The organism is Bacillus sp. LL01, assembly GCF_001037965.1.
In genome coordinates this window covers 692,203-714,677 of record NZ_LFEL01000001.1, presented here as the reverse complement: position 1 = coordinate 714,677, position 22,475 = coordinate 692,203, and the positions used below count along the sequence as shown (strand labels likewise).

27 protein-coding genes are annotated in these 22,475 nt (G+C 40.5%); 20 read left to right on the top strand and 7 right to left on the bottom strand.

Features of this window, described 5'->3' with window-relative positions; genetic code table 11:
• Positions 1 to 83: 83 nt before the first annotated feature.
• From AB685_RS03655 to AB685_RS03645, 3 genes are read left to right on the top strand one after another with little or no spacing between them, the layout of a single operon-like run.
• Entirely contained in the window at positions 84 to 617 is a 534-nt protein-coding gene (locus tag AB685_RS03655) for a GNAT family N-acetyltransferase (protein WP_047969158.1), read from the top strand.
• A complete protein-coding gene (locus AB685_RS03650) occupies positions 610 to 1,461 on the top strand; it encodes a hypothetical protein (protein WP_047969157.1) in 852 nt (283 codons plus the stop codon). The genes AB685_RS03655 and AB685_RS03650 overlap by 8 nt, the downstream gene beginning before the upstream one ends.
• 1 nt (position 1,462) lies before the next feature.
• The gene (locus tag AB685_RS03645; protein WP_047969156.1) at positions 1,463 to 2,008 is read left to right on the top strand and encodes a hypothetical protein; all 546 of its coding nucleotides are present in this window, start codon (positions 1,463 to 1,465) and stop codon (positions 2,006 to 2,008) included.
• Between the two features lie 159 nt (positions 2,009 to 2,167).
• On the opposite strand, the gene prli42 is transcribed toward AB685_RS03645, so the two are convergent.
• Positions 2,168 to 2,263: a stressosome-associated protein Prli42 gene (gene prli42, locus AB685_RS31185; protein ID WP_010194162.1), complete on the bottom strand. Its 96-nt coding sequence runs from the start codon at positions 2,261 to 2,263 to the stop codon at positions 2,168 to 2,170.
• Between the two features lie 159 nt (positions 2,264 to 2,422).
• Here prli42 and mce point away from each other — a divergent pair, with 159 nt between their 5' ends.
• The 4 genes from mce (at position 2,423) to AB685_RS03625 (ending at position 6,189) form a co-directional block, all read left to right on the top strand.
• Positions 2,423 to 2,842, top strand: coding sequence for a methylmalonyl-CoA epimerase (mce, locus tag AB685_RS03640; protein ID WP_047969155.1), 420 nt, complete (start codon positions 2,423 to 2,425; stop codon positions 2,840 to 2,842).
• Positions 2,832 to 4,385 (top strand): carboxyl transferase domain-containing protein, encoded by a 1,554-nt coding sequence (locus AB685_RS03635; RefSeq protein ID WP_241773232.1) that lies wholly within the window; start codon positions 2,832 to 2,834, stop codon positions 4,383 to 4,385. The genes mce and AB685_RS03635 overlap by 11 nt, the downstream gene beginning before the upstream one ends.
• A 128-nt stretch (positions 4,386 to 4,513) precedes the next feature.
• On the top strand, positions 4,514 to 5,632 hold the full coding sequence (locus AB685_RS03630) for a tripeptidase T (RefSeq protein WP_047969154.1): 1,119 nt from the start codon (positions 4,514 to 4,516) through the stop codon (positions 5,630 to 5,632).
• An 83-nt stretch (positions 5,633 to 5,715) separates the two neighbouring features.
• Positions 5,716 to 6,189 carry a chemotaxis protein CheW gene (locus tag AB685_RS03625; protein WP_047969153.1) on the top strand — a complete coding sequence of 158 codons (474 nt, stop codon included), beginning with the start codon at positions 5,716 to 5,718 and terminating at the stop codon, positions 6,187 to 6,189.
• Positions 6,190 to 6,681: 492 nt separating this feature from the next.
• On the opposite strand, the gene AB685_RS03620 is transcribed toward AB685_RS03625, so the two are convergent.
• Positions 6,682 to 7,104 carry an organic hydroperoxide resistance protein gene (locus tag AB685_RS03620; RefSeq protein WP_047969152.1) on the bottom strand — a complete coding sequence of 141 codons (423 nt, stop codon included), beginning with the start codon at positions 7,102 to 7,104 and terminating at the stop codon, positions 6,682 to 6,684.
• 176 nt (positions 7,105 to 7,280) lie between these two features.
• Here AB685_RS03620 and AB685_RS03615 point away from each other — a divergent pair, with 176 nt between their 5' ends.
• The 3 genes from AB685_RS03615 to yunB all read left to right on the top strand — a co-directional run bounded on the left by AB685_RS03615 (position 7,281) and on the right by yunB (position 9,997).
• Positions 7,281 to 7,706, top strand: a complete 426-nt coding sequence (locus tag AB685_RS03615; protein WP_047969151.1) for a MarR family transcriptional regulator — start codon at positions 7,281 to 7,283, stop codon at positions 7,704 to 7,706.
• Between the two features lie 110 nt (positions 7,707 to 7,816).
• The gene (locus tag AB685_RS03610; protein ID WP_047969150.1) at positions 7,817 to 9,070 is read left to right on the top strand and encodes a DNA polymerase IV; all 1,254 of its coding nucleotides are present in this window, start codon (positions 7,817 to 7,819) and stop codon (positions 9,068 to 9,070) included.
• Positions 9,071 to 9,199: 129 nt separating this feature from the next.
• The gene (yunB, locus tag AB685_RS03605; protein WP_047969149.1) at positions 9,200 to 9,997 is read left to right on the top strand and encodes a sporulation protein YunB; all 798 of its coding nucleotides are present in this window, start codon (positions 9,200 to 9,202) and stop codon (positions 9,995 to 9,997) included.
• Here yunB and AB685_RS03600 read toward each other — a convergent pair whose 3' ends face one another.
• From AB685_RS03600 to AB685_RS03590, 3 genes are all read right to left on the bottom strand, one after another.
• A complete protein-coding gene (locus tag AB685_RS03600; RefSeq protein ID WP_047969148.1) occupies positions 9,998 to 10,198 on the bottom strand; it encodes a hypothetical protein in 201 nt (66 codons plus the stop codon).
• Positions 10,188 to 10,394, bottom strand: a complete 207-nt coding sequence (locus tag AB685_RS03595; protein ID WP_047969147.1) for a hypothetical protein — start codon at positions 10,392 to 10,394, stop codon at positions 10,188 to 10,190. Before AB685_RS03595 ends, AB685_RS03600 begins: the two co-directional genes overlap by 11 nt.
• Before the next feature lie 111 nt (positions 10,395 to 10,505).
• Positions 10,506 to 11,342 (bottom strand): HAD family hydrolase, encoded by an 837-nt coding sequence (locus tag AB685_RS03590; RefSeq protein ID WP_047969146.1) that lies wholly within the window; start codon positions 11,340 to 11,342, stop codon positions 10,506 to 10,508.
• A 106-nt stretch (positions 11,343 to 11,448) separates the two neighbouring features.
• On the opposite strand from AB685_RS03590, the gene rnz reads away from it, so the two are divergent.
• From rnz to AB685_RS03565, 5 genes are all read left to right on the top strand, one after another.
• Positions 11,449 to 12,369: a ribonuclease Z gene (gene rnz, locus AB685_RS03585; RefSeq protein WP_047969727.1), complete on the top strand. Its 921-nt coding sequence runs from the start codon at positions 11,449 to 11,451 to the stop codon at positions 12,367 to 12,369.
• 25 nt (positions 12,370 to 12,394) lie between these two features.
• A complete protein-coding gene (fosM, locus tag AB685_RS03580) occupies positions 12,395 to 12,814 on the top strand; it encodes a FosM family fosfomycin resistance protein (RefSeq protein ID WP_047969145.1) in 420 nt (139 codons plus the stop codon).
• A 346-nt stretch (positions 12,815 to 13,160) separates the two neighbouring features.
• Positions 13,161 to 13,856 carry a class I SAM-dependent methyltransferase gene (locus tag AB685_RS03575; protein ID WP_047969144.1) on the top strand — a complete coding sequence of 232 codons (696 nt, stop codon included), beginning with the start codon at positions 13,161 to 13,163 and terminating at the stop codon, positions 13,854 to 13,856.
• Between the two features lie 33 nt (positions 13,857 to 13,889).
• A complete protein-coding gene (locus tag AB685_RS03570) occupies positions 13,890 to 14,390 on the top strand; it encodes a GNAT family N-acetyltransferase (RefSeq protein ID WP_047969143.1) in 501 nt (166 codons plus the stop codon).
• A 157-nt stretch (positions 14,391 to 14,547) separates the two neighbouring features.
• Positions 14,548 to 15,489: a hypothetical protein gene (locus AB685_RS03565; RefSeq protein WP_047969142.1), complete on the top strand. Its 942-nt coding sequence runs from the start codon at positions 14,548 to 14,550 to the stop codon at positions 15,487 to 15,489.
• A gap of 45 nt (positions 15,490 to 15,534) precedes the next feature.
• Here AB685_RS03565 and namA read toward each other — a convergent pair whose 3' ends face one another.
• Positions 15,535 to 16,551, bottom strand: a complete 1,017-nt coding sequence (gene namA / locus AB685_RS03560) for an NADPH dehydrogenase NamA (protein ID WP_047969141.1) — start codon at positions 16,549 to 16,551, stop codon at positions 15,535 to 15,537.
• Between the two features lie 138 nt (positions 16,552 to 16,689).
• Between namA and AB685_RS03555 the strand changes: the two genes are divergently transcribed.
• The 4 genes from AB685_RS03555 (at position 16,690) to AB685_RS03540 (ending at position 21,037) form a co-directional block, all read left to right on the top strand.
• Entirely contained in the window at positions 16,690 to 18,291 is a 1,602-nt protein-coding gene (locus AB685_RS03555; RefSeq protein ID WP_047969140.1) for a M20/M25/M40 family metallo-hydrolase, read from the top strand.
• 628 nt (positions 18,292 to 18,919) lie between these two features.
• On the top strand, positions 18,920 to 19,411 hold the full coding sequence (locus AB685_RS03550; RefSeq protein ID WP_047969139.1) for an NUDIX domain-containing protein: 492 nt from the start codon (positions 18,920 to 18,922) through the stop codon (positions 19,409 to 19,411).
• 30 nt (positions 19,412 to 19,441) lie between these two features.
• Positions 19,442 to 20,269 (top strand): GNAT family N-acetyltransferase, encoded by an 828-nt coding sequence (locus AB685_RS03545; RefSeq protein WP_047969138.1) that lies wholly within the window; start codon positions 19,442 to 19,444, stop codon positions 20,267 to 20,269.
• Positions 20,270 to 20,368: 99 nt separating this feature from the next.
• Positions 20,369 to 21,037: a hypothetical protein gene (locus tag AB685_RS03540; RefSeq protein WP_047969137.1), complete on the top strand. Its 669-nt coding sequence runs from the start codon at positions 20,369 to 20,371 to the stop codon at positions 21,035 to 21,037.
• A 61-nt stretch (positions 21,038 to 21,098) separates the two neighbouring features.
• Here the strand turns inward: AB685_RS03540 and proC are convergent, their stop codons facing one another.
• Positions 21,099 to 21,938: a pyrroline-5-carboxylate reductase gene (gene proC, locus AB685_RS03535; protein WP_047969136.1), complete on the bottom strand. Its 840-nt coding sequence runs from the start codon at positions 21,936 to 21,938 to the stop codon at positions 21,099 to 21,101.
• A gap of 276 nt (positions 21,939 to 22,214) precedes the next feature.
• Here proC and AB685_RS31650 point away from each other — a divergent pair, with 276 nt between their 5' ends.
• Positions 22,215 to 22,466 (top strand): hypothetical protein, encoded by a 252-nt coding sequence (locus AB685_RS31650; RefSeq protein ID WP_198530447.1) that lies wholly within the window; start codon positions 22,215 to 22,217, stop codon positions 22,464 to 22,466.
• Positions 22,467 to 22,475: the final 9 nt, after the last annotated feature.

Below are 22,475 nucleotides of genomic sequence, written 5' to 3'. Positions count from 1 at the left end.
AAACTTCTAAACAACTAACAATGCATGGGTTATAATGAGACAAAAGGAAAATTATAACTATTTATAGAGAGGGGAGAAGTCTAATGGTAGTAAATTTAACGTTGGTTAAACCAACGACAAGCCTCGAAACTGCTTACCTTTCTTTTTATCAGGAATGGAAAGAAAGTAAAGAGCCAATGGTTCCCTGGGTAATTTCAAAAGATCCTTCCAGTTTTGAGGAAATGGTTAAGGAGCGGTTGAATTCAGAAAAAGGAATTGGCCTTCCTGAAGGGTGGATACCGGATTCTACTTTTTGGCTATTACGAGAAGAGGACCAAATGATCTTAGGAGTGGTGAACATTCGTCATCAATTAACAAAAACTCTTATGAATGCTGGAGGACATATTGGATATGGTATCCGACCATCAGAAAGAAAGAAGGGCTATGCAACGAAGCTTCTCGCTCTGTCGATTGAAAAAACCCGAGAGCTCGGAGTAAAGGATATACTGGTGGTTTGTAATGAAATCAATGAAGCTTCACGGAAAACAATCATGAACAATGGTGGTCAAAAAGATAAAGATTTTATTGAAGAAGACGGTAATGTCGTACAGAGATTCTGGATCAGACAGCATGCTTAGGAAGATACTTTTCTTTGGTATCCTTCTTACGGTTGTAAGCTGGATTGGCAATGGATTATATTATGTCAATCAGCAGCTTGATAAGCCTATTATTCTTTTACACTATTATGATCTACCGAAGAACCATAACAGTCAATTCAATATCTACTACATAGGTAATAAAATGGAGGATAGGGATATTGTAAGTGTCGAGTTTCCTCAGCTACATGGGAAAGAGTATGCCATCACGATGCAGGGATCTTATGATATAGATGATAGCTTTACACATCATAAGCTAAGAGTATTAGATTTTATGGTGGATGAAGAGATCCTGAAGGAATTGGAAAATGATTTAACTCTTACAGAAATGACAGTCCATCTAGCAAGCGGGGAGACCTATACTTATCCTTTGGGTGAAGTGATTTTTAAAGAGGACTCTAAGGGTCCATTAGGTTTTTCAGCATCAGGTTCTTCAACTGAAGGAGCAGGCTATACCTACTTAGTTAAACCAGTTGATGATATCCAAATATCTGGGATTAAAATGCGTGCCCATGATAAACTAGGAAATTTTCAACTCTCTATTAATAATAAGGAATTGGAGATACACAGTAAGGAAGATGGTTATACACTTTTGAAACTTTCCGATGATTCTGCACGTATTACTGATAGAAATATTAGTATTGAATATAGGTTTGAGTTTCTTGAAGACGATCCTAACAGGTGGAATTTTTATCAACTTACACCTGCTATTGTGGGGGAGGTTGGAGAAGGGGTTCCTTTTGAACATGATTTTTTTCTTAGCCAACATGCACATTTCAACAAAAAAGACATAAAGGAAATAATTAAAGCATCCAAGGGGGAGTAAAATGCATGATACTTATAGGGGCCTAACAAAGATACTGATGGGCTTTATTATTGCTTTAATTGATATAAATATAGCCTATGTCAATATTATACCGGACTTTATCGGTTATGGTATGGTTGCGTATGGCCTGATGCAATTGGATTCTGAGAAAGAAAAGAATTGGGCTGTTTTCTTGGCTATATTCTCATTCCCTGAATTTTTCATTCCAAATATAAATGTAATGGAACCACTGCTGTATGAAGGACAGTTTTATTTATCATCTGTTTATCATACATCCTTAGGAGTTTTGCACCTTTATATTATGTATCTGACTATATCCATGCTGATCAGGATGGCAGAGGGTAAAGGATTATTTCATATTGCTAAGAGTGCTTCAAGTAGATTAAAAGTGTATGTCATAGCCAACATTTCCATTTTTATTGCCACACCCTTCGCCATTAATTGGGGGGAGAGTTTGGTGTTTCTCTTATTCTTTGTAATTATATTCATCTTTATCCTAGAAATAATTATGCTGTTCCTAATTGCAAGGTTTCGTAGAGTCCTATAATAGGGGATGAGGAGAATGGGGTTTACAGGAATTTCCTTTTTATATTTTATCGTCAATTTAATTGAAGTTTTTGGGATATAATTTATAAGGGTATAAACACATTTTCTAACTAAAAAACGAGCCAAGTTCATTCTAGGCTCGTTTTTATTTGTTAATCTATTAAAAAAACATGGAAGCTCCAGCCAGTAGTGTAGTAATCAACATGACGCCAATCATTAAATATACAACAACCTTCTGGAATTTTCGGTTCATCATTAAAGTTTGTCACTCCCCATTTTATCTGCTATTCCTATTGTACATGGATTCTTGTCCATTCTCAAGTAAGGATTATAGACGAAAAAGGAAGGAATTTTGCACAAAAAGTCGAAATGATATAGAGTCATAGTTAGGGGACATACAACAAGGGGGATTGGCATGATTAAAAATGTAAATCATATCGGGATAGCTGTCAGCTCCATTGAGACAGCGCTTCCATTTTATACAGAGACATTGGGGTTGACCTTTGAAGCCGTGGAACATGTAGCGGAGCAAAGGGTGAGAGTGGCATTTATAAATGCAGGGAATTGTAAGCTAGAGTTGTTGGAGCCTACTTCTCCAGACAGCCCGATTGCCAAGTTTATTGAAAAACGTGGGGAAGGGATTCACCACGTCGCATTAAGTGTAGAATCAATAGAAGAAAGAATTCAAGAAATGATTGATAAAGGCATACCGATGATTGATAAAAGTTCCCGTGTTGGAGCTGGGGGGGCGAATATCGCCTTTATGCACCCAAAAGCAAGCAATGGCGTACTGGTAGAATTCTGTGAAAAGGCGGCGAAACATCATGACAATTGATATCTATGAAAAAATAAACGAGCTTTATGATAAACGTCGCGAGGTCGAACTTGGCGGTGGAGACGACCGCATTGATAAGCAACATGAAAAAGGGAAACTGACGGCAAGAGAGCGTATTGAACTTTTGGTGGATGAAGGTACTTTTGTGGAGCTTAACCCATTCATCGAGCACCGTTGCAATGACTTTGGCCTTCAAGGGAAAAAAGGCCCTGGAGATGGTGTTGTCACAGGTTATGGGAAAGTCAACGGAAAACCAATTTATTTATTTTCACAGGATTTCACCGTGTTTGGCGGAGCCCTCGGGGAAATGCACGCAAAGAAAATTGCCAATGTCATGGATATGGCGGCGAAAAATGGTGCACCAATCGTCGGATTGAATGATTCTGGTGGAGCACGGATTCAAGAGGGAGTACTTTCTCTTGATGGATATGGTCATATCTTCTACAGAAACTCCATCTATTCAGGAGTAATCCCGCAGATTTCCGTCATTATGGGACCATGTGCTGGTGGTGCCGTTTATTCCCCAGCGATTACGGATTTTGTATTCATGGTGGAAAAAACAAGTCAGATGTTTATCACAGGTCCAAAGGTAATTGAAACTGTGACAGGGGAGAAAATCAGCTCGGAAGGTCTCGGTGGAGCAAAGGTACATAACGCCATCAGCGGGAATGCTCACTTTTCCAGTTCCTCGGAGGAAGAGGTGCTTGCACAGGTACGTAACCTGCTTAGCTATCTTCCACAAAACAATGAAGAAAAGCCGGAGCGTATTTCTTGCGAACTGGGCGATGACTACCGTCCGGACTTAGCAGATGCCATTCCGTTTGACGCAATCAGACCGTATGATGTGCGAATTGTCATTAACCAAGTGGTAGATGAAGGTTCTTTCATGGAAGTTCATAAAGACTTCGCTAAAAATATCGTAGTCGGGTTGGCAAGGCTAAAGGGTGAAGTTGTTGGCCTTGTTTGTAACCAGCCTAAAGTGATGGCAGGCGGACTTGATATCGACTCTTCCGATAAAGCATCAAGATTTATCCGTTTCTGTGATTCTTTCAACATTCCATTGATTACCTTTGAAGATGTTACAGGATTCTTCCCTGGAGTCAAACAGGAGCACGGGGGGATCATTCGTCATGGTGCGAAAATTCTTTACGCGTATTCGGAAGCGACTGTACCAAAGCTGACTGTCATTTTGCGGAAAGCATATGGTGGCGCTTATGTGGCGCTCAACAGTAAATCAATCGGGGCAGATCTTGTATTCGCATGGCCAAATGCGGAAATTGCGGTTATGGGACCTCAAGGTGCGGCAAACATCATTTTTGCCCGTGAAATCAATGAAAGCGACAATCCGGAAGCGACACGAGCCCAAAAGATTGAAGAGTATCGTGAAAAGTTCGCCAATCCTTATGTGGCGGCAAGCCAAGGAATGGTGGACGATGTGATTGATCCGAGAGAGACAAGGATTAAATTAATTCAATCACTCGAAATTCTCCGCAATAAAAAAGAGACTAGACCTTATAAAAAACATGGGAACATCCCGCTCTAATGTTTGTAGAAGATAGTAGGCAATGAGACCTGCTATCTTTTTTATCTGTGGATGGCTCAACAAGGAAAAAATCACTTCAATAGGTTATAATAGGGTTGGATTTAATAAGTAGTAGGAGGAACATACATATGATTAACAGAGACAGACTTGTTGAAGAATTTTTAGAGCTTGTTCAGGTGGATTCTGAAACAAGATTCGAAGCGGAGATCTGCAAGGTATTAAAAGAGAAGTTTTCCGCTCTTGGGGTACACGTAGTGGAAGATGACACTATGAACGAGACTGGTCATGGTGCAGGAAACCTGATCTGTACATTGGAAGGTACAAAAGAGGGAGTAGATACCATTTATTTCACTTCCCATATGGATACGGTTGTTCCTGGTAAAGGAATCAAACCTTCCATCAAGGATGGCTACATTGTGACAGACGGTACAACAATCCTTGGTGCTGATGACAAAGCCGGTCTTGCGGCAATGCTGGAAGCGGTAAAAGTATTAAAAGAAAACAATATCGAACATGGAAAAATCGAGTTCGTTATCACGGTTGGAGAAGAATCCGGTCTTGTAGGGGCAAAAGCTTTAGATCCAGCATTAGTAACAGCGAAGTTCGGTTTTGCCCTTGATAGTGACGGGACAGTTGGGAACATCATTGTTGCTGCTCCAACACAAGCAAAAGTAAAAACTACAATTTATGGAAAGACTGCTCACGCTGGTGTAGCGCCGGAAAAAGGAATTTCCGCGATCACGATTGCTGCTAAATCCATCGCGAAAATGCCTTTAGGTCGTATTGATGAAGAAACGACTGCAAACATCGGCCGTTTCGAAGGTGGCGGACCAACGAATATCGTTTGCGACCGTGTAGATATTTTAGCGGAAGCGCGTTCTTTGGTTCCTGAAAAGATGGAAGCGCAAGTCGCGAAAATGAAGGATGCATTTGAAACAGTAGCCGCGGACATGGGTGGCCGTGCTGAAGTGACAGTGGATGTTATGTATCCTGGCTTCAAATTTGCCGATGGCGATCATGTGGTGGAAGTGGCGAAGCGTGCCGTTTCTGAAATTGGCAGAACGCCTGAGCTACAGCGCAGTGGTGGCGGTAGCGATGCAAATGTGATCGCAGGATTTGGGGTTCCAACAGTAAACCTTGCAGTTGGTTATGAAGAAATTCATACTACAAATGAAAGAATGCCGATTGAGGAATTGATAAAAACTACGGAATTAGTTGTAAGTATCATGAAGGAAGTAGCAAAATAATGTGGAAAAGCTTGGTGAAATTGCCAAGCTTTTTTTATATTGTTGATTTATAATAGAAGAAAAAGGCGAATAGGAGAAAAGTCATGGAATCCCAAAAACTAGTTATTTTCGAAGTGAACGGTGAAGAGTATGGCATATCAGTGGAATATGTAGTTTCCATCGAGAAATTGGCAACAGTCACTGCTTTACCTGAAATGGAAACTTACCTGAAAGGCTTGATGAAAGTAAGAGGAGAATTGATCCCTCTACTTGATACAAAACAAATATTGTTTTCGGGAACAACGGAAGCAACCGATAAAGCTAGGGTTATCATGGTCCAATGCTCAGAGCTTTCTGTTGGGCTACTAGTTGAAGATGCTAAAGAAATCCTGGATGTTCCACAAGAATCAATAAAGTCACTAAATTTGTTTGGTTCACAAACAACCACATACATTCATGGAATGATCAATTTAGAAAATCGTTTGATTGCGATCCTCGATCCAAGTAGCTTACTCAACAGCCTTAACGGGATGGAAAGCATAAAAGAAGCAGTCGAAAAACAAGAGGTTAAAAATTAAAATAATTAAAAAGTACGAGGTGCCTATAGTCGACTTCAAAAGCTAAATGCAATGAATTGAGATAATAATAGGATTTGTGTTTTGCCAAAAAAGGCGCCAATACGGCGCCTTTTTTCATTTTAAGATAAGTATATAATTCTGTTGATTTCCGTTCCAGGCGCTTCGCTTTCCAGCGGGCGGTCCGTGAGCCTCCTCACTCCGTTTCGGGGTCTCTCCTGTCCCTTCCTCCCGCAGGAGTCTGCGCGCCTTCCACTACAATCAACAAGGTAATATCATTCACCGAAAGGGTAACTAAAAGCTATCTAAATGAGGTGACTGGTTTCTAGCTGTGGATTGGAGCAAATGGCGACTATGGGGGAGTAGCGACAATCTTGAGACCCCGCAGCATCGCCGAGGAGGCCCAAGGTCGCCCTTAGGATAAGCGAAGCCATTTGCGGAAAGGAACAGCGGCGATTATACAGACATCTAATAATATTTTTTCCCGGATTTTTCTTATCTAACAGTTGTTACCAATTCAACATCAATATTTCCTCGTGTAGCTTTGGAGTATGGGCAAACTTGATGGGCTTGCTCAACAAGAGTGTTTGCTTCTTCTTCCGTTACGCCACCAATCTCAACATTTAATACCACTGCTAATTTAAATCCTCCATCTGTATCTTTACCAATGGAAACTTCAGCGATGATTTCAGATTCTATTCTTTGTTTTGCTTGACGTGCAACAAGGTTTAGTGCGCTATCGAAGCAAGCTGCGTAACCTGCAGCAAAAAGTTGTTCGGGATTAGTAGCCTCCTCTTTTCCTGTACCACCGAGCGACTTTGGCATAGCAAGAGCAATGTCTAATGTTCCGTCCTCACTATTTATCTTCCCCGCTCTTCCACCTGACGCGGTTACTTTAGCTGTATATAATGCATCCATGAAAAAATCACCCCTTTAAATTTTGTAAAATTATATTGTGCACAATCTTTATTTCTCTTTTATCATAACTTCCGATTAATATGAAGTCAACAATTAAGTTGTGCAAAAGAAGTTTGTGCATGAGAGTAGTGAGAGGTACAATAGTTTTAATGATGGGTAAAAGAGGAGATATATGTATGGAAAGTAAACTAAAGTTAGAGAAACAACTTTGCTTTAAGATCTATTCGGCAGAGAAAAAAATCACAAAATTGTACAGAGGTTTATTGGATGAGATAGGAGTAACATACCCCCAATATCTGGTCCTTTTAGTATTATGGGAGAAAGATTCTATCTCTGTTAAGGAGCTAGGAGAGAAATTATTCCTTGACTCCGGCACATTGACACCGATGTTAAAGCGCATGGAAGTCAATCAGTTACTCACTAGAAGTCGTTCCAAAGAAGATGAGCGAAGTGTTGTTATAGCCCTTACCCCAATAGGAAAAGAATTGTATAAGAAAGCAGAATGTATCCCAACCCGATTGCTTGAAAATATATCGATGGATGAAGAGGAACTCATGGCATTAAACAATCTTTTAACAATATTAATAGAAAAACAAAAGTAACCTTTGCAGATTTGAGCTCATAGTTAGAAAGAGCCTATTTATATGCTATTTTTTTGATAATGCCCCTTAATTTCATATAATATAGATAACAAATTTTAGGATGGATTCTTATGAGTGAAACACCCAAAAAAGGACATCGAATTATTTTTCATGTCGATATGAACAGCTTCTATGCTTCGGTAGAAATGGCCTATGACCCTTCCTTGCGTGGGAAACCACTAGCTATTGCCGGAAACGTGGAAGAAAGAAAAGGAATCGTCGTTACATGTAGCTATGAAGCCAGGGCTTTTGGTGTGAAGACAACTATGCCTCTGTGGGAAGCTAAACAAAAGTGTCCACAATTACTAGTACGTAAGCCGAACTTTGATCGCTATCGGAAGAGCTCAGGTGCGATGTTTGATCTATTACGTCAATATACGGATTTAGTAGAACCTGTTTCTATAGATGAAGGGTATATGGATGTTACAAGTTATAACGGTTCCTTGACACCTATTCAGATTGCGGAAGATATTCAAAATAGATTAAATAAGGAACTTTTATTGCCTTGTAGTATAGGGATTGCGCCAAATAAGTTCCTTGCAAAAATGGCATCCGATATGAAAAAACCGATGGGTATTACGATTCTTCGAAAAAGGGAACTATCAACCAAGCTTTGGACGATGGGAGTAGGGCAGATGCATGGTGTTGGTTCTAAAACTGCCGAGAAGCTGAATTCAATTCAGATTACTACTATAGGTGAGCTTGCCAATGGAAATGACTATCAATTAAAATACCTGCTCGGGATTAATGGAGAGAGGTTGAAGAAAAGGGCAAATGGGGAAGATAACCGGCCAGTGGATCCTGAGAGTGTGTCAGAATTCAAGAGTATTGGCAACTCAACAACATTGCCAAAAGATACAGATGACGAACGTGAAATAGAGAAGACCATCGAGAAGTTGGCTGCATCTGTCAGTGCAAGAATGGATAGAAAGTCAGTGCTCAGTACCAACATTCAGCTGATGATAAAATATGGAATTCATCATACGGTGACGAGAAGCCGAAAGCTTTCCAACCCAATTGAATCTGTTAATCATATTAAAGAGGCGGCCATGTTCTTATTGAGAAAGCACTGGAGCGGCGAACCTGTTCGGTTACTTGGTGTAACAGCTCAGGAACTTGTGGAAAAAGATGACTCTGTTAAGCAGCTGGATCTATTCACGTTTCAAGAGGATGCCAAAAAAGAACCATTGCATAAAACCCTTCAGGACCTGGAAGAGAAATATGGAAAGGGGATAATAAAAAAAGGAATCAGAGACAAAAGGACAGCAGATACCGGATCAAAAGCAAAGATCACTACTAGTTTTCAAAAAGATTTTTTGGACTAAGCAATAATACCACCTGTGAACCTTCTTGGGTTTGCAGGTATTTTTTTATATTTTTGACATTGTGTTGTTATAAATCATTAATAATCTGTCCCATAAAACTATATATATAAGGGGAGGAGGATTGCAACCATGAAGAGAATGCGTCGAACTTCCCTTTTGAAAAGCGGGCCATTGCCATTAAGGTATGTTTTTTTAATTACGTTTATTTTATTTAACATTTTGACAGTATTTAGTTTGGTCATTATAAATAAAAATTTGGAGCCAAGTTTAAGGAGTATCGCGGAAACAAAAGCACGACAAATTGCAACACAGGCGATAAACGATGCAGTTTCAAAGAAGATTGCTGACAGTTTAAATCCTGAGGAATTGATAATTGTCTTAAATGAAGGTACAGATCATGTGGCTTTTGGTACAAATCACCGGGTCGTTAATAGGGTGATTTCTGAAACTACGTTAAGAGTTCAAAGGTATCTGGACTTTCTGGAGGAAGGGAATCTGGAAGGAATGGAATCCTATAAAAACGATTTGAATATAGATTATGAGGAGTCAAAAAGGCAGAATGGTATTGTTTATAAAGTTCCGTTGGGAATGGCGACCAAAACCACACTTTTTTCGAATCTAGGTCCAAAAATACCTGTGCGTTTTGAAATACTGGGGGATGTCATTTCAAATGTTGAAACGAAAGTGATTGAAACTGGGATAAACAATACAGTAATTGAAATTTACGTGAATGTTAGTGTGAAAATGAACATAATCATTCCGTTGGTAGAGGAGCCGATGGAAATAAATAACTCCGTTAAGATAGGAGATCTGATTATTCCAGGTAAAGTACCGATGTATTATCAGGGAAGTGGAAACGGTGGCGGAGGAGTAGCGCCAGTCATTATCCCTGAAAATCCTGTGGAAGAGGAAAAGAATAATAACTGATTAGCCTGTCCTGTGATGATCTTGAGCAGGGCTTTTTTTATTTTGACTGGTCGGTTTTTTTAGGTAGGTAACCACATCCTCTTTACAGACATGCACAACTGAGCTGATTACATCCAAATCATTGGTTACTTTATATTCAATTAATCTTTTCGCAATTTGCAGGGCTGTATCTTTTGAAACAGATGGAGAATTAGGAGCCATGATGGGACTCTTCTTGGTTGTTGATGACATTTTTCATTCCTGGGATTGCTATCAGGCTAAGGGAAGTCATAAGACTTAGCATAAACATAGGAGCATTGCTTGTCTTATCTGTGATCATGAAATAAAAAAGAATGGCAAAGCCGGCAACAGCTAGGAATTTTAGTGTGACGTAGAAAGATTGTTGGATTATTTTCATCAGTATCACCTCATCAGTTATTAGAACATTTGTTCTGTCTTCATTATAAGGGAACAAGCGTTCTGATTGCAAGTGTTTTTTAGCAAAAAAAATAACACCGTTGTAAAGGTGTTATTTCAATAGCCATTTTTCTAGTGTCACTGCAAGCTCTGCCAAACCGGCGACAGTTTGTGTCGCTTCACTATTTTCAAAAATTCCATAAGGGTCAATGCAAATTGTTTTACATCCTAATCGTGCTGCTGGGAGAATTTCATTAATATAGTTATCGCCTACACTTAACATTTGAGTAAAAGGGACATAGTGCTGTTGTGATATATATGTAAGGCGGTCTGCTGTGTTTATCGGTTTATTGGCTTCATAGATTTTATCGTGGAAATATGACGTGAATCCCAGTTTTTTCAGTATGACATCACTGTCCGTTTGTGGACTGTTGGTCATTAGAATCAATGTGTATTTTTTGTGCAACTTCTCTAATACTTCTGCAAATTCTACAAGAGGCTCTAATAGAAAATCGTCTGTCATCATATGTTCCCTTGTTTGTAGAAATGCACGATAGGCTTCTTCGCTGCTTAGTCCATAATGCTTGCCGATCGAAACTGGCACCCACCATAGGTCTCCGATACTGAGCATGTTCAGTAGGTCAAATGGAAGAGGTTCAGGATATAAGCTTGCAAGTTTTTCTTGGGGAACTTCCTGTCCAGCCCATGTCCACCCGTGTGTCACTGTCCCGTCATTGTGTGCAAGAATGAGGTCTTGTTCAGCATCATACACTCTACCAATTTTAAGTGTATGTTTCCCTTCGCCGACTGCCAGATAGTCCTTTTCAAATGCATCCTGCTTTTCGCCGGTCAGTTTGTTTTTTAGAAGGTCGGCATAATATTGAAAGTGATGCGTGTCTTCATAAAGTGTGCCATCCAGGTCAAATACGATTGTTGAAATTTTATCCATAGAATCAGTTCTCCTTTTCCTTGTTACTATCATTGTACTATATTCATTGATTCTCTTATGGAATTTTTTATTTTTGAGTATAATGGGAAAAGAGGAGCGGATGAAAATGAAATTGACGTTTTTAGGTACGGGGTCAGGTGTTCCAGCGAAACATCGAAATGTGTCCTCGCTGGCTTTACATATAGATGATAAAGAGGGTTTTGTGTGGCTTTTTGATTGTGGGGAAGCAACGCAGCATCAGATTTTACATACATCATTGAAACCGAGAAAGATATCAAAAATATTTATCACTCATTTACACGGGGATCATATCTTCGGTTTGCCGGGACTGTTGAGCAGCCGTTCGTTTCAAGGGGGGGGAACGCCTTTAATAGTTTACGGGCCAGTAGGTATAAAAGATTATATTGAAACCTCCCTGAGTGTGAGTATGACACATGTTAAGTATCCACTGATTATTGAAGAGTTTGAAGGTGAAGGACTTAAATTGGAAGAAAGAGATTTCACTATTGTAGGAAAGAAGCTTGTCCATGGTATTCCTTCCTATGGTTTTCGCATCGTCCAAAAAGATCTACCGGGTGCTTTGCTGATGGATAAGGTTAAACAAAGCAATATTCCGGCCGGCCCCCATCTCCAAAAATTGAAGGAGGGCAAAAGCGTCACTTTAGCGGACGGTAGAATAGTAGAAGGGAAAGATTATATCGGCCCTCTAAAGAAGGGGAAGGTGATCACCATTCTAGGGGATACGAGATACAACCCTATTTCTGTCGAGTTAGCAGAAGCTGCTGATGTCCTCATCCATGAAGCGACTTTTGCAGCAAAGGACGAATTGCTTGCAAAAGAGTATTTTCATTCCACCACCATCCAGGCTGCAAAGGTTGCCAAGGAGGCAGGAGCTAAACAACTACTACTTACTCACATAAGTGCCAGATACCAGAAAGAGGATGTTCAATCATTGATGGAAGAAGCGAAAGAGGTCTTTCCCGATACGGTTGTGGTGAATGATTTTGATGTGATTACAATTAAATAAATTTGTTATTAGAGGAGTTAGGGTAATGATTAAGGGGATAAATCATTTACTATTTTCCGTTTCCGATTTGGAAAGATCTATTACATTTTATCAAAACGTCTTTGATGCCAAGCTATTGGTTAAAGGGAGAAACACTGCATATTTCGACTTGAACGGGATGTGGCTGGCCTTGAATGTGGAAAAGGATATCCCGAGGACGGAAATCAACCATTCTTATACACATATAGCCTTTACGATTGATGAAGCGGAATACCATCAAATGCTTGATAAACTTCGAAGTTTGAAAGTCAACATTCTGCCAAGTCGTCCAAGGAACGACAAGGATAAAAAGTCCATCTATTTTACGGATCCGGATCAGCATAAATTTGAGTTCCATACAGGGACATTAGAGGATAGATTAGAATACTATAGACAGGACAAAGATTATATGGAATTTTTCGACTAAGTGCGGGGCGATTGCAGTGGATGTAATCGCTTGTTTCTGTTTATGCAAAGTATAAATATGACAATTATATTACAAATGTTACGTGTGGAGAGTTCCATAAAAAAATCATTCATATTCTGGCTTGTTTAGGAGGCATCTGACGGTGTTTCAATTGGTTAAACACTAAAGGATAAGAAGTGTCAGAACGACTAAAATATCCGAATTAAACTCGTCCATAAGCTTTGTTTAATAGGGTCTTCACCTTTCTAAAATTGTTAATTTCACCTAACTATAAAAGCATTGTAACAATAGATTAGGTAGATATTGGTACAATATTATGTATAAAGTTAGAGAGTAGGGATTAACAATGGCTAAGGAAATTCTAAACAATGAAGATCTTTTTCAAATGTTGGACGGGCTTCTGAGAGAACCTAAAGCTTTCTGGGATGAATTTTATGAAGATAGAAATAAAGAGATTCCATTCTTTCAAGTGGAGGGTCCGGATGAAAATCTAGTTTCTTATTTTAATAGTGGTCTAAAACCACAAAGAGTGCTGGAGATTGGCTGTGGTCCTGGTAGAAACGCCATCTATATGTCTAAACTGGGGAGCAGTGTAGATGCATTAGATATTTCGGAAAATGCACTGTCCTGGGCAAAAGAAAGAGCGGCTTCTGAAGGTGCAGATATCAACTTCAGCAGGTCCTCGCTTTTTGAATATGATTTTGAACCCCATACATATGATTTTGTCTATGATTGCGGCCTGTTCCATCATTTGCCTCCACATAGACGATTAAGTTATATAGAAACGATTAAAAAAGCGTTGAAAAAAGATGGGCACTTCGGTCTGGTCTGCTTTAATACGAAAGCGGCTTCCAAAACTTCGGACTGGGATGTGTATGCACAAGGCAGTTTGCACGGAGGGATAGGTTATACGGATGAAAGGTTGAAACGAATTTTCTCCGAGGATTTTGAAATGATTGAGTTCAGGGAAATGCAAAAAGTTTCTCAACCGGACGAAGTGTTCGGAGAAGATTTTTTATGGGCTAGTCTGTGGAATATTTAAAAAGAGAGATGATTCCTGTCAGGAGGGAATAAAATGGGAGAGATTATTAAAATTGACGTTATGAGAGCAGGAGACTGGAGTCAAGTCAGAGAGATTTATCAGGAGGGTATCGCTACCGGTCATGCAACTTTTCAAACGGAGGCACCTTCTTGGGAAGAGTGGAATCAAAGTCATTTAGCAGAATGCAGAATTGTTGCTCGCACTGGTGACGTTATTGTCGGCTGGGCTGCAATGAGTCCGGTTTCAAGTAGATGTGTCTATTCAGGTGTTGCCGAAGTAAGCGTATATGTAGCTGGTAACCATGGCAAGAAAGGCATAGGCAGCATGCTTATCCAAAATTTAATAGAATCAAGTGAAGAACACGGTTACTGGACATTGCAATCTGGCATTTTTCCAGAAAACCTGTCAAGTCTCCGACTGCACGAAAAATTCGATTTTCGTCGAGTCGGCATCCGGGAACGGCTTGGAAAAATGGATGGTCGATGGCGGGATGTTATCTTGTTGGAAAGGAGAAGCAGTATAGTAGGCTTATAAAAAGCATTAGCTTTATCTTGTGTAATGTCCTTAGTTTCTTAGCTTTTCTGTTACTTCAAAAACTAAGAAACTATCTATTCATTCAAAAAATATGAAACTAACACATACTTACTTCCGTAGACTATAAGAGGGACAAGAAATCAAAGGGGGAATCAATTTGTTCACAGATTTAAACCAGGAGCTATTGGAAGTTAAGGACAATCTACGTAAAAAAGCGAAATACGCAGAACATATCGATAGATTGAATACATATTTGACAGAAGAAAAACGCAAAAAATATCAATTGGAGTCCCTGCTTGAAAAAGAAGAAGAGGATGTTGCGCGTCTTGAGCGCTTTACACTGACGAGCGTGTTTTATTCCATGATCGGTAAAAAGCTAGAGAAACTTGATCAGGAACAGAAAGAGGTGCTCTCCGCAAAACTGAAGTACACAGAAGTTATCGAGACGATAGAGGACGTTGAACGGGAACTGGCTGAATTCCAAGCGCTTCTGATACCTGTTGCTAATGCACCTATTAGATACGAAAAGATTATCCGTGAAAAGGAAAGGCTGATACATGACTCCAATTCGGTATGGAGTGTGAAACTGTTCGATCTGGCAGATAGGGAGGCGGACTTGCAATCTAATCTGAATGAATACAATGAAGCGATTACTGCAGGGGATTCGGCCATTCATGCATTGGAGCGGGCATTATCTTCATTGGATTCGGCAAAAGGCTGGTCCACGTTTGACATGTTCGGGGGAGGATTGGTTTCCACCGCGATCAAGCATAGCCGCTTGGATGATGCCAAGGCGCATATTCACCAAGCACAGAATAAGCTGCGAGTTTTCCAGGATGAGTTACTCGACATTAAGCATCACTTTGATTCCACGATTGAAGTGGGAGGGATGCTGACATTTGCTGATTATTTCTTTGATGGTTTGATTGTGGACTGGATGGTGCATGGAAAGATTACACAAAGCTATGACCAGACGTCTCAGATAATAGGTAGAGTTTCCACGCTGCTCGAAAGTTTAAGAGGACAGCGGGATCAAATGGAGGAAGAATTGCTTTCTGTAAAAGAAGAAAAGAAAAACCTTCTTGAGGCTTCTAATTAGTATTGAAGAAAGGAAAACGGCCACTCCCGGGAGTGGCCGTTTCTATTACCAAGATCGATCATACTGTTTAGGAGACTCAATCTCAACTCCAAGTTCCTTCGCAGCTGTTCTTGGCCAGTAAGGGTCACGCAAAAGTTCTCTAGCAACAAAGATCAAATCTGCGCGGTCGTTTCGTAAAATCTCTTCTGCCTGCAAACCGGAAGTAATTAGTCCGACTGCACCTGTATCCATATCTGCACCGGACTTGATGGTCTCAGCAAATCCTACCTGGTAGCCTGGGTAGACATCTATGGCTGCCGGCACCACTGCACCTGAGCTTACATCCACCAGATCCACTCCTTGTTCCTTCATCCATTTTGCATACGTTACATAATCTTCTGCAGTTAAGCCTTCAGGGTGATAGTCATTAGCTGAAACACGGACAAATAATGGACCATCCCACACATCATTGACGGCATCAATGATGTCACGAAGGAAGCGGTAGCGATTTTCTGTACTTCCACCGTATTCATCGTTACGTTTGTTCGTAAGAGGGGATAGGAATTCATTGATTAAATATCCATGGGCACCATGAAGCTCGATGATATCAAATCCGGCTTCCTTGGAACGCTTGGCGCCTTCGACGAATGCCGCGATAGTTTCTTTAATATCTTCTTGAGACATTTCCAAAGGAGTTTTCATTTTCTCATTAAATGCCAACGCGGAAGGTGCATAGATGTCGCCATCGACCATTGCTTTGCGCCCCGCATGGGCAAGCTGGATTGCAGTTTTGGCTCCATGGACTTTAATCTGTCTATTTAGTTCCTGGAAGCCTGCAATATGTTCGTCGTTCCAGATGCCAAGGTCTTGCGGGGAGATGCGTCCCTGTGGCTGGACTGCCGTTGCTTCCACCATGATAAGACCTACCTGGCCGACTGCACGAGATACATAGTGGGTCATATGCCAATCTTGCACATGTCCGTCTTCGTTATGACTGGAATACATGCACATCGGTGACATGACAATCCTATTTTTCAAAGTGACACCTTTTACTGTATATTGGGAAAATAAAGCGGATTTCATAAGTGATTCCTCCTATATATTTCGAGTACCTAAAATATTATATCAAATGTTTTTGTTCCCACCAAAAGATAGGTGTTCATTTTCAGAAAATAGTAGTATGATAGGAGCAAAATACTACTATCTAGAGGAGGATGGGAGATGCACTGGCAAACGAAAGAGCAGTTGACGAATCTACTTGTATCCCTTGTCCAGCACGGCAGTGTGACATTATCCGGGGAAGAGAAGCGTTTGGCTTCCTTCATTTATTACCAATTGAACCATCTGGATTATTTCCAAGAGAACCCCGGCAACCTGGAGCTGCACCGGATGGAGGATGGGCGTTCTTTTGTAACTGCTTTAGTGAAGCAGTCCGAGAAGAAAGAGACGATTGTGCTTGTCAGTCATTTTGATGTGGTAGGGGTAGAGGATTACGGTTTTCTAAAGGATTTGGCTTTCCAGCCGATTGAACTGACCCGGGAGCTGGAGAACAATATCGATGCCCTTCCTGCTGAAGCGAAGGAACACCTATTATCAGGTGATTGGTTGTTTGGCAGAGGGGTCATGGATATGAAAGCCGGACTGGCTCTTCAAATGTCCCTCCTGGAAAAAGCGATTGAGGAAAAATGGGATGTAAACCTGCTCTTATTGGCTGTTCCGGATGAAGAAGTGAATTCGCAAGGTATGCTTCAAGCTTTACCGGCTTTGGCTGATCTTGCGGAAAGGCACGAACTGAACTATAAGGCATGTGTCAATTCCGAGCCGATGTTTCAAAAATATCCGGGCGATAACAACCTTTATTTATATACAGGTGCAATCGGAAAACTGTTGCCTGGATTCTTCTGTTACGGCAAAGAAACACATGTCGGCGAACCATTGGCTGGCCTGAATGCCAATTTGATGGTTTCAGAGATACAGAAGCTGATGGAGTGGAACACGGATTTGTGTGAACAGGTGGGAGCGGAAGTGACACCACCTCCTACAAGCTTGATTCAAAAGGATCTTAAAACGGAGTATTCTGTGCAAATCCCACACACTGCCGTGACGTTATATAATGTTTTATTTATGGAAAAGTCGCTGACCGATTGGGAGGCGGATTTCCTTAACATTGCAAAGCAGGCGGCAAAAAACATCAATAAATTTTGCAAAGGGAAAGCGGAGCAGTTTAAGCGTTTCACTACTTTTACCGAAATGCCAGTGGATGTAGCGGTCTATACGTATGAAGAAATTCTCGAAAAAGCAAAGGCAATCCATGGAGATCAGGAGATGGAGATGAGAATTTCCTCGGTGATTGTATCCAATTTGCATTTAGATGAAAGGGAGCAGTCCATCAAAGTTGTAGAAGAAGTGGCTTCCCTCTGCAAGGATTTTGGACCGATGATCATCTTGTTTTTTGCACCACCATACTATCCAGCGGTGGCAACGGACAATAAGGAATTATTGGATTCTGCTCGAGAGTTTATTCAGAAGTGGAAAGTGGATGCGGATGTTGAATTTAATGAGCAACGATATTTTTCGGGCTTATGTGATTTGAGTTTCATAGGCAAGGGGGACTTTTCTGCAAAAGATCGTCTGCCTTTCAATATTCCGGTTTACGGGTCCACCTATTCACTGCCATTTGCGGAGATGGAAACCTTGCAGATGCCGGTATTCAACCTTGGTCCGGTAGGAAAAGATCCGCACCAGTGGACGGAGAGGTTGAATGTCAAGTTTTCATTTGAGGAATTCCCGCCGATTTTGGCTGATTTTGTGAAGAACTTATAATGGTGTAAGCCTGTTTGGAGTGCCTAGTCTTTCTGAACAGGCTTTTTATTATGGATAAATTGCCAGTATTTTAGAGAGTTTTTGTTCTTATTGGATGCGTTCATTATTGAGGAAGCATTTGAAGTGATGAGCGATTTTTTGATTCAACTTCGGGTTTGCTGGTCTTTGGTGGTAATCGAGTAAAAAATGCTATCTTTTTAAGGAAAATACCTTTATTTTTTTTGTGAAAATATGGTTCGGACACAAATCTTCTTACTTCGGACAAATAACGCTGGAAAAACGAATGGTTCGGACAAAGTACCGGGGGGTTCGGTCAACTTATAGTAGACGTTCGGACATTGAGTTTTAAGGTTCGGACATGAATCGCAAAACTTCGGACAACTTACCGAAATCTTTGGACAAGTAAGCAAAATCTTTGGACAAGAACCCGTAATGTTCGGACATTTGAGTTGAAGAAGCAGCACCAACAATCAGCAATTAGACTATTCAATATTAGACTATTCAATATTCCGAATAAACCCTTAGTAAAGGATAAAGTGAGCTTTCTTGTTTGGTGAAAAAAAAACCAATCCTAATTGGTTAATTATGTTGTATTTTATATATAGTTTACGATTGGAGTTTGATATGTATGACATTTATTAAAGTGAACTGGGGAGGTTCTATCGTTCAATTAACCTGGGAAAAGCAGTCTGAACTTCCGCCAAGAGACCTAATTACCAGTACTCACGGCTATTGCTTTTATCAGGATAAGCTGATGCTGGTCAACCTTAGAGATAGAGGGTGGGATTTTCCAGGTGGGCATATCGAACTCAATGAAACCCCAGAAACATGTTTTCAAAGGGAAGCAATGGAGGAGGGGTATGTGGAAGGGGATTGCCGCTTGCTCGGTTCCATAGTGGTCGATCATCATGATAATCTGGTATGGAACGAGGATAGCCCTTATCCAAAAGTAGGATATCAGGTGTTTTATAGAATGGACATTACCAAGTTTCATAGTTTTAGGGCAGAACATGAATCCTCCGAAAGGATTTTAATTGAACCTATAGATTTATCAAAGTACTACAGTGGCTTCAATAACGTTTATCAAACCATTTTACATGATAGCTTAAAATGCGAATGATAAATTCGTTTTTCAAAGAAGGGGTAGCCAATGATTATTGAATTAAAGAAAAAAGAATTTCATAAGTGTAGAAATCTTATACATGAAAAGGGACTTATAGAAGCAAAGGCGATCATCGAGGGAATTAACCCGGGTCGAGTTTTTGTGGATGATCAGAATTCGCCTACCACAGGGTTTGTATGGTTAGGAAATAATGACGGTTTCATTTTTTTTGGAAATGAGAACAATCTTACATTCAACGAGGAGTTGAATGCGTTTATTGAAGAGGTAATAAAGCCCGAAGCAGCAAAGGTGGGTTTAAAGTGGTTTGAAGCGCTTGGAGATCATGCGGATTGGCATAACAGCTTAGAAAGTACTTTTCGGCATCGTCCACTAGGCAGCTGGAATCAACGAGTCTATAAATATAAGGGAACCTCACCCATAATATCGAAAGATGCTTTCTTGGAGAATAGATATGAAGTACATAAAATTGAAACCTATTTCTGTGCTGATAATCAAGTGACCAATATTGATTCTATGGTTGATAAAATTTTGGACTCCTGGTCTTCCATGGAGGATTTTTTTGAAAATGGAATTGGCTTTTGCGTCACCTACGAGAATAGAATCGTAAGTACCTGTTTCTCTGTATTTACAGACGGGACTGTGCATGCCATTGCCATTGAAACGGCGGAAGCGCATCGAGGGAAAAAGCTGGCCCAGCATTTAACCTACCACCATGTGAAAGAATGTGTAGAAAACAATAAAGAACCTTATTGGGATTGTGTGGAACAGAATAAGGCGTCAATTGCAGTCGCAGAGGCTTGTGGATTTGAAATTGTTTATAGATATGCCGGGTATGAGTTTCCTATTAATCCCTAGGCTTGTTAAAGTTAACAGTTGATAATTGAACTAGTTTCTAGCTGTTGATTGGAGCAAAAGGTGTTGATACCCTGATTATTTTATGTGGAGGGCTGCCCGGTGACATTTCTTTTTCCTGGATGGGTTCAAATAGTATTTCATGTATCTGTTTATCTGACTGTTATTTCGTTATTCGGCTTCTTTTCAAATTTCATCAGTAAAAGGGTGGAGAAGAAAGTATATGAGCGATTATTTATCATACTACTGGCAATAGCGACCTTTGCTACTCTCCTTTTTATACATAAGTCTTATAAAACCTTTAGTGTATATAGCAGCGACCTCGTAGTGCAAAGTGACGGAGAGGTGATAGAGGTGGAGGAGGATGAGTGGCTATGGACAACGGATGATGATTTATTTGTTTTCATCAACTACGATATGTTCGAAATGCAGGAGTATCGTGTTGGAACGCAAGACAACAAAACGGTAAAGTTTAATTTGCGCATCTCCTCTCAAGAATTTGATGTGAAAACGGTGCAAAACATGTCTGTGAAATTTGCTGAAGCAATAGCGGAGGATCGTTCAGATGATCTCCCTTTGTTCCTGTCCTACTCTAGTTACCATGAAGAAGTGATGAAGGAAAAGTGGCAGGAGAGCCTAAAAGCCGAGGTTGGCAAGTATTCAAAAAATGAATTAACAGATGAAAAGTTGCGAGTGATTGTAAATAAAGTTTTTATGAGCGTGTTTGATGAATATGAACAGAAAGTGTTCGTGGTGGAAGTGATAGAGTAAAGTGTTGCAGCACTTAGAAGGAATCCTTCTTTCAAGTGCTGCTTTTTGTGTGGTGTAACTTTCAATTCGATGTTTTCTCTTTGAGTTTTTCCGCTATTTCCTCTCCCATTTCACGGGACCGTTTCGTTGCACCATCTATGCAGGTCTCAAATGCTTCGGAGACTTTTCGGTCATCCAAGACAGAAATCCCGCGCTGTGTCGTACCGCCTGGACTTGTGACTTCTTTTCTTAAGACTTCTGCGTCTTTATCTGTCTCTTGCAACATATGAGCTGCTCCAATCAACGTCTGGCTGACCAACTTTTTCGCGACATCCACATCCAAACCTTGAGCCAATGCAGCCTTTTCCATCGCCTCTGCGATGTAATAGATATAGGCCGGACCACTTCCGGAAACGCCTGTTACGGCATGAAGCTGTTCCTCTTCCACTATGGTACATAATCCGATTGCCGAGAACAGTGATTGCACAAGGGCGAGATCCCCATCTGTTGCATAGGAGCTTTTGGCAATGGCGGTTGCCGATAGACCGATGGCCGCTGAGGTATTCGGCATGGAGCGGATGACACGCAGTTCTTGTTCAAAAAGGTCTTGGATGACTTCACTCGAAATACCGGCCAGCACGGAAACAATGAGCTGCTCTTTTTTTACATAGGATTTAATTGCCTGAATCCCGTCTTTAGCGTCCTTTGGCTTCATAGCCAAGAAAATCACATCTGCATCTTTCACTGCTGCCTCTTTATTCTCCATAGTGTTTACTCCATATTTACTTTCAAGGATTTCCAGACGGTGTTGATCCTGTTTGTTCGTCACCGTAATGTCCTCATTTGTACAGATATTCTGTTTCAGCAGTCCGGCCAAAATTGCCTCTGCCATGGAACCGGCACCAATAAATGCTATCTTCATCGTTAACACGCTCCTTTAAGAATAGAAAAAAGACCTATCTGTCCTGTATGTAAGGACGGATAGGTCTTATCCGCGGTACCACCTTAATTGGTTGGTTGAACCCAGCTTAGTTTCCCGTATCGTGGGAGGACGATCAGGTTTTCCTGATTGTTCCTGGGTAGGTTCGAAAGTGCAGGGGATGAGGAGGTCTTTCAGCCGGTGAACCTCCATCTCTTTTCATCTTGCAGCTTCCTACTGGTCCCATTCGTCACGTTATCATTTGTAATTTTATACATTATGCAATGGAAGGAAGGGAAAGTCAAGGGGATATTTGTCACCATTATTATTTTATTTTCGGAAGGCAGCGAAATGCAAATTGAGGCAGGAGTAGGTGAAATAAGTTACGATCTTGACTTGACGTTATTTCAAAAAAATGAACTGGGAAATTATATTAGTTATTCAGGAATACCCCTTTCTTTTTTTCCTTATTTAGTGCATTCTATAATTGAATGGTTATTCACCTATCCTTTCGAGTCAATTATTTTGTAATAACTTTAT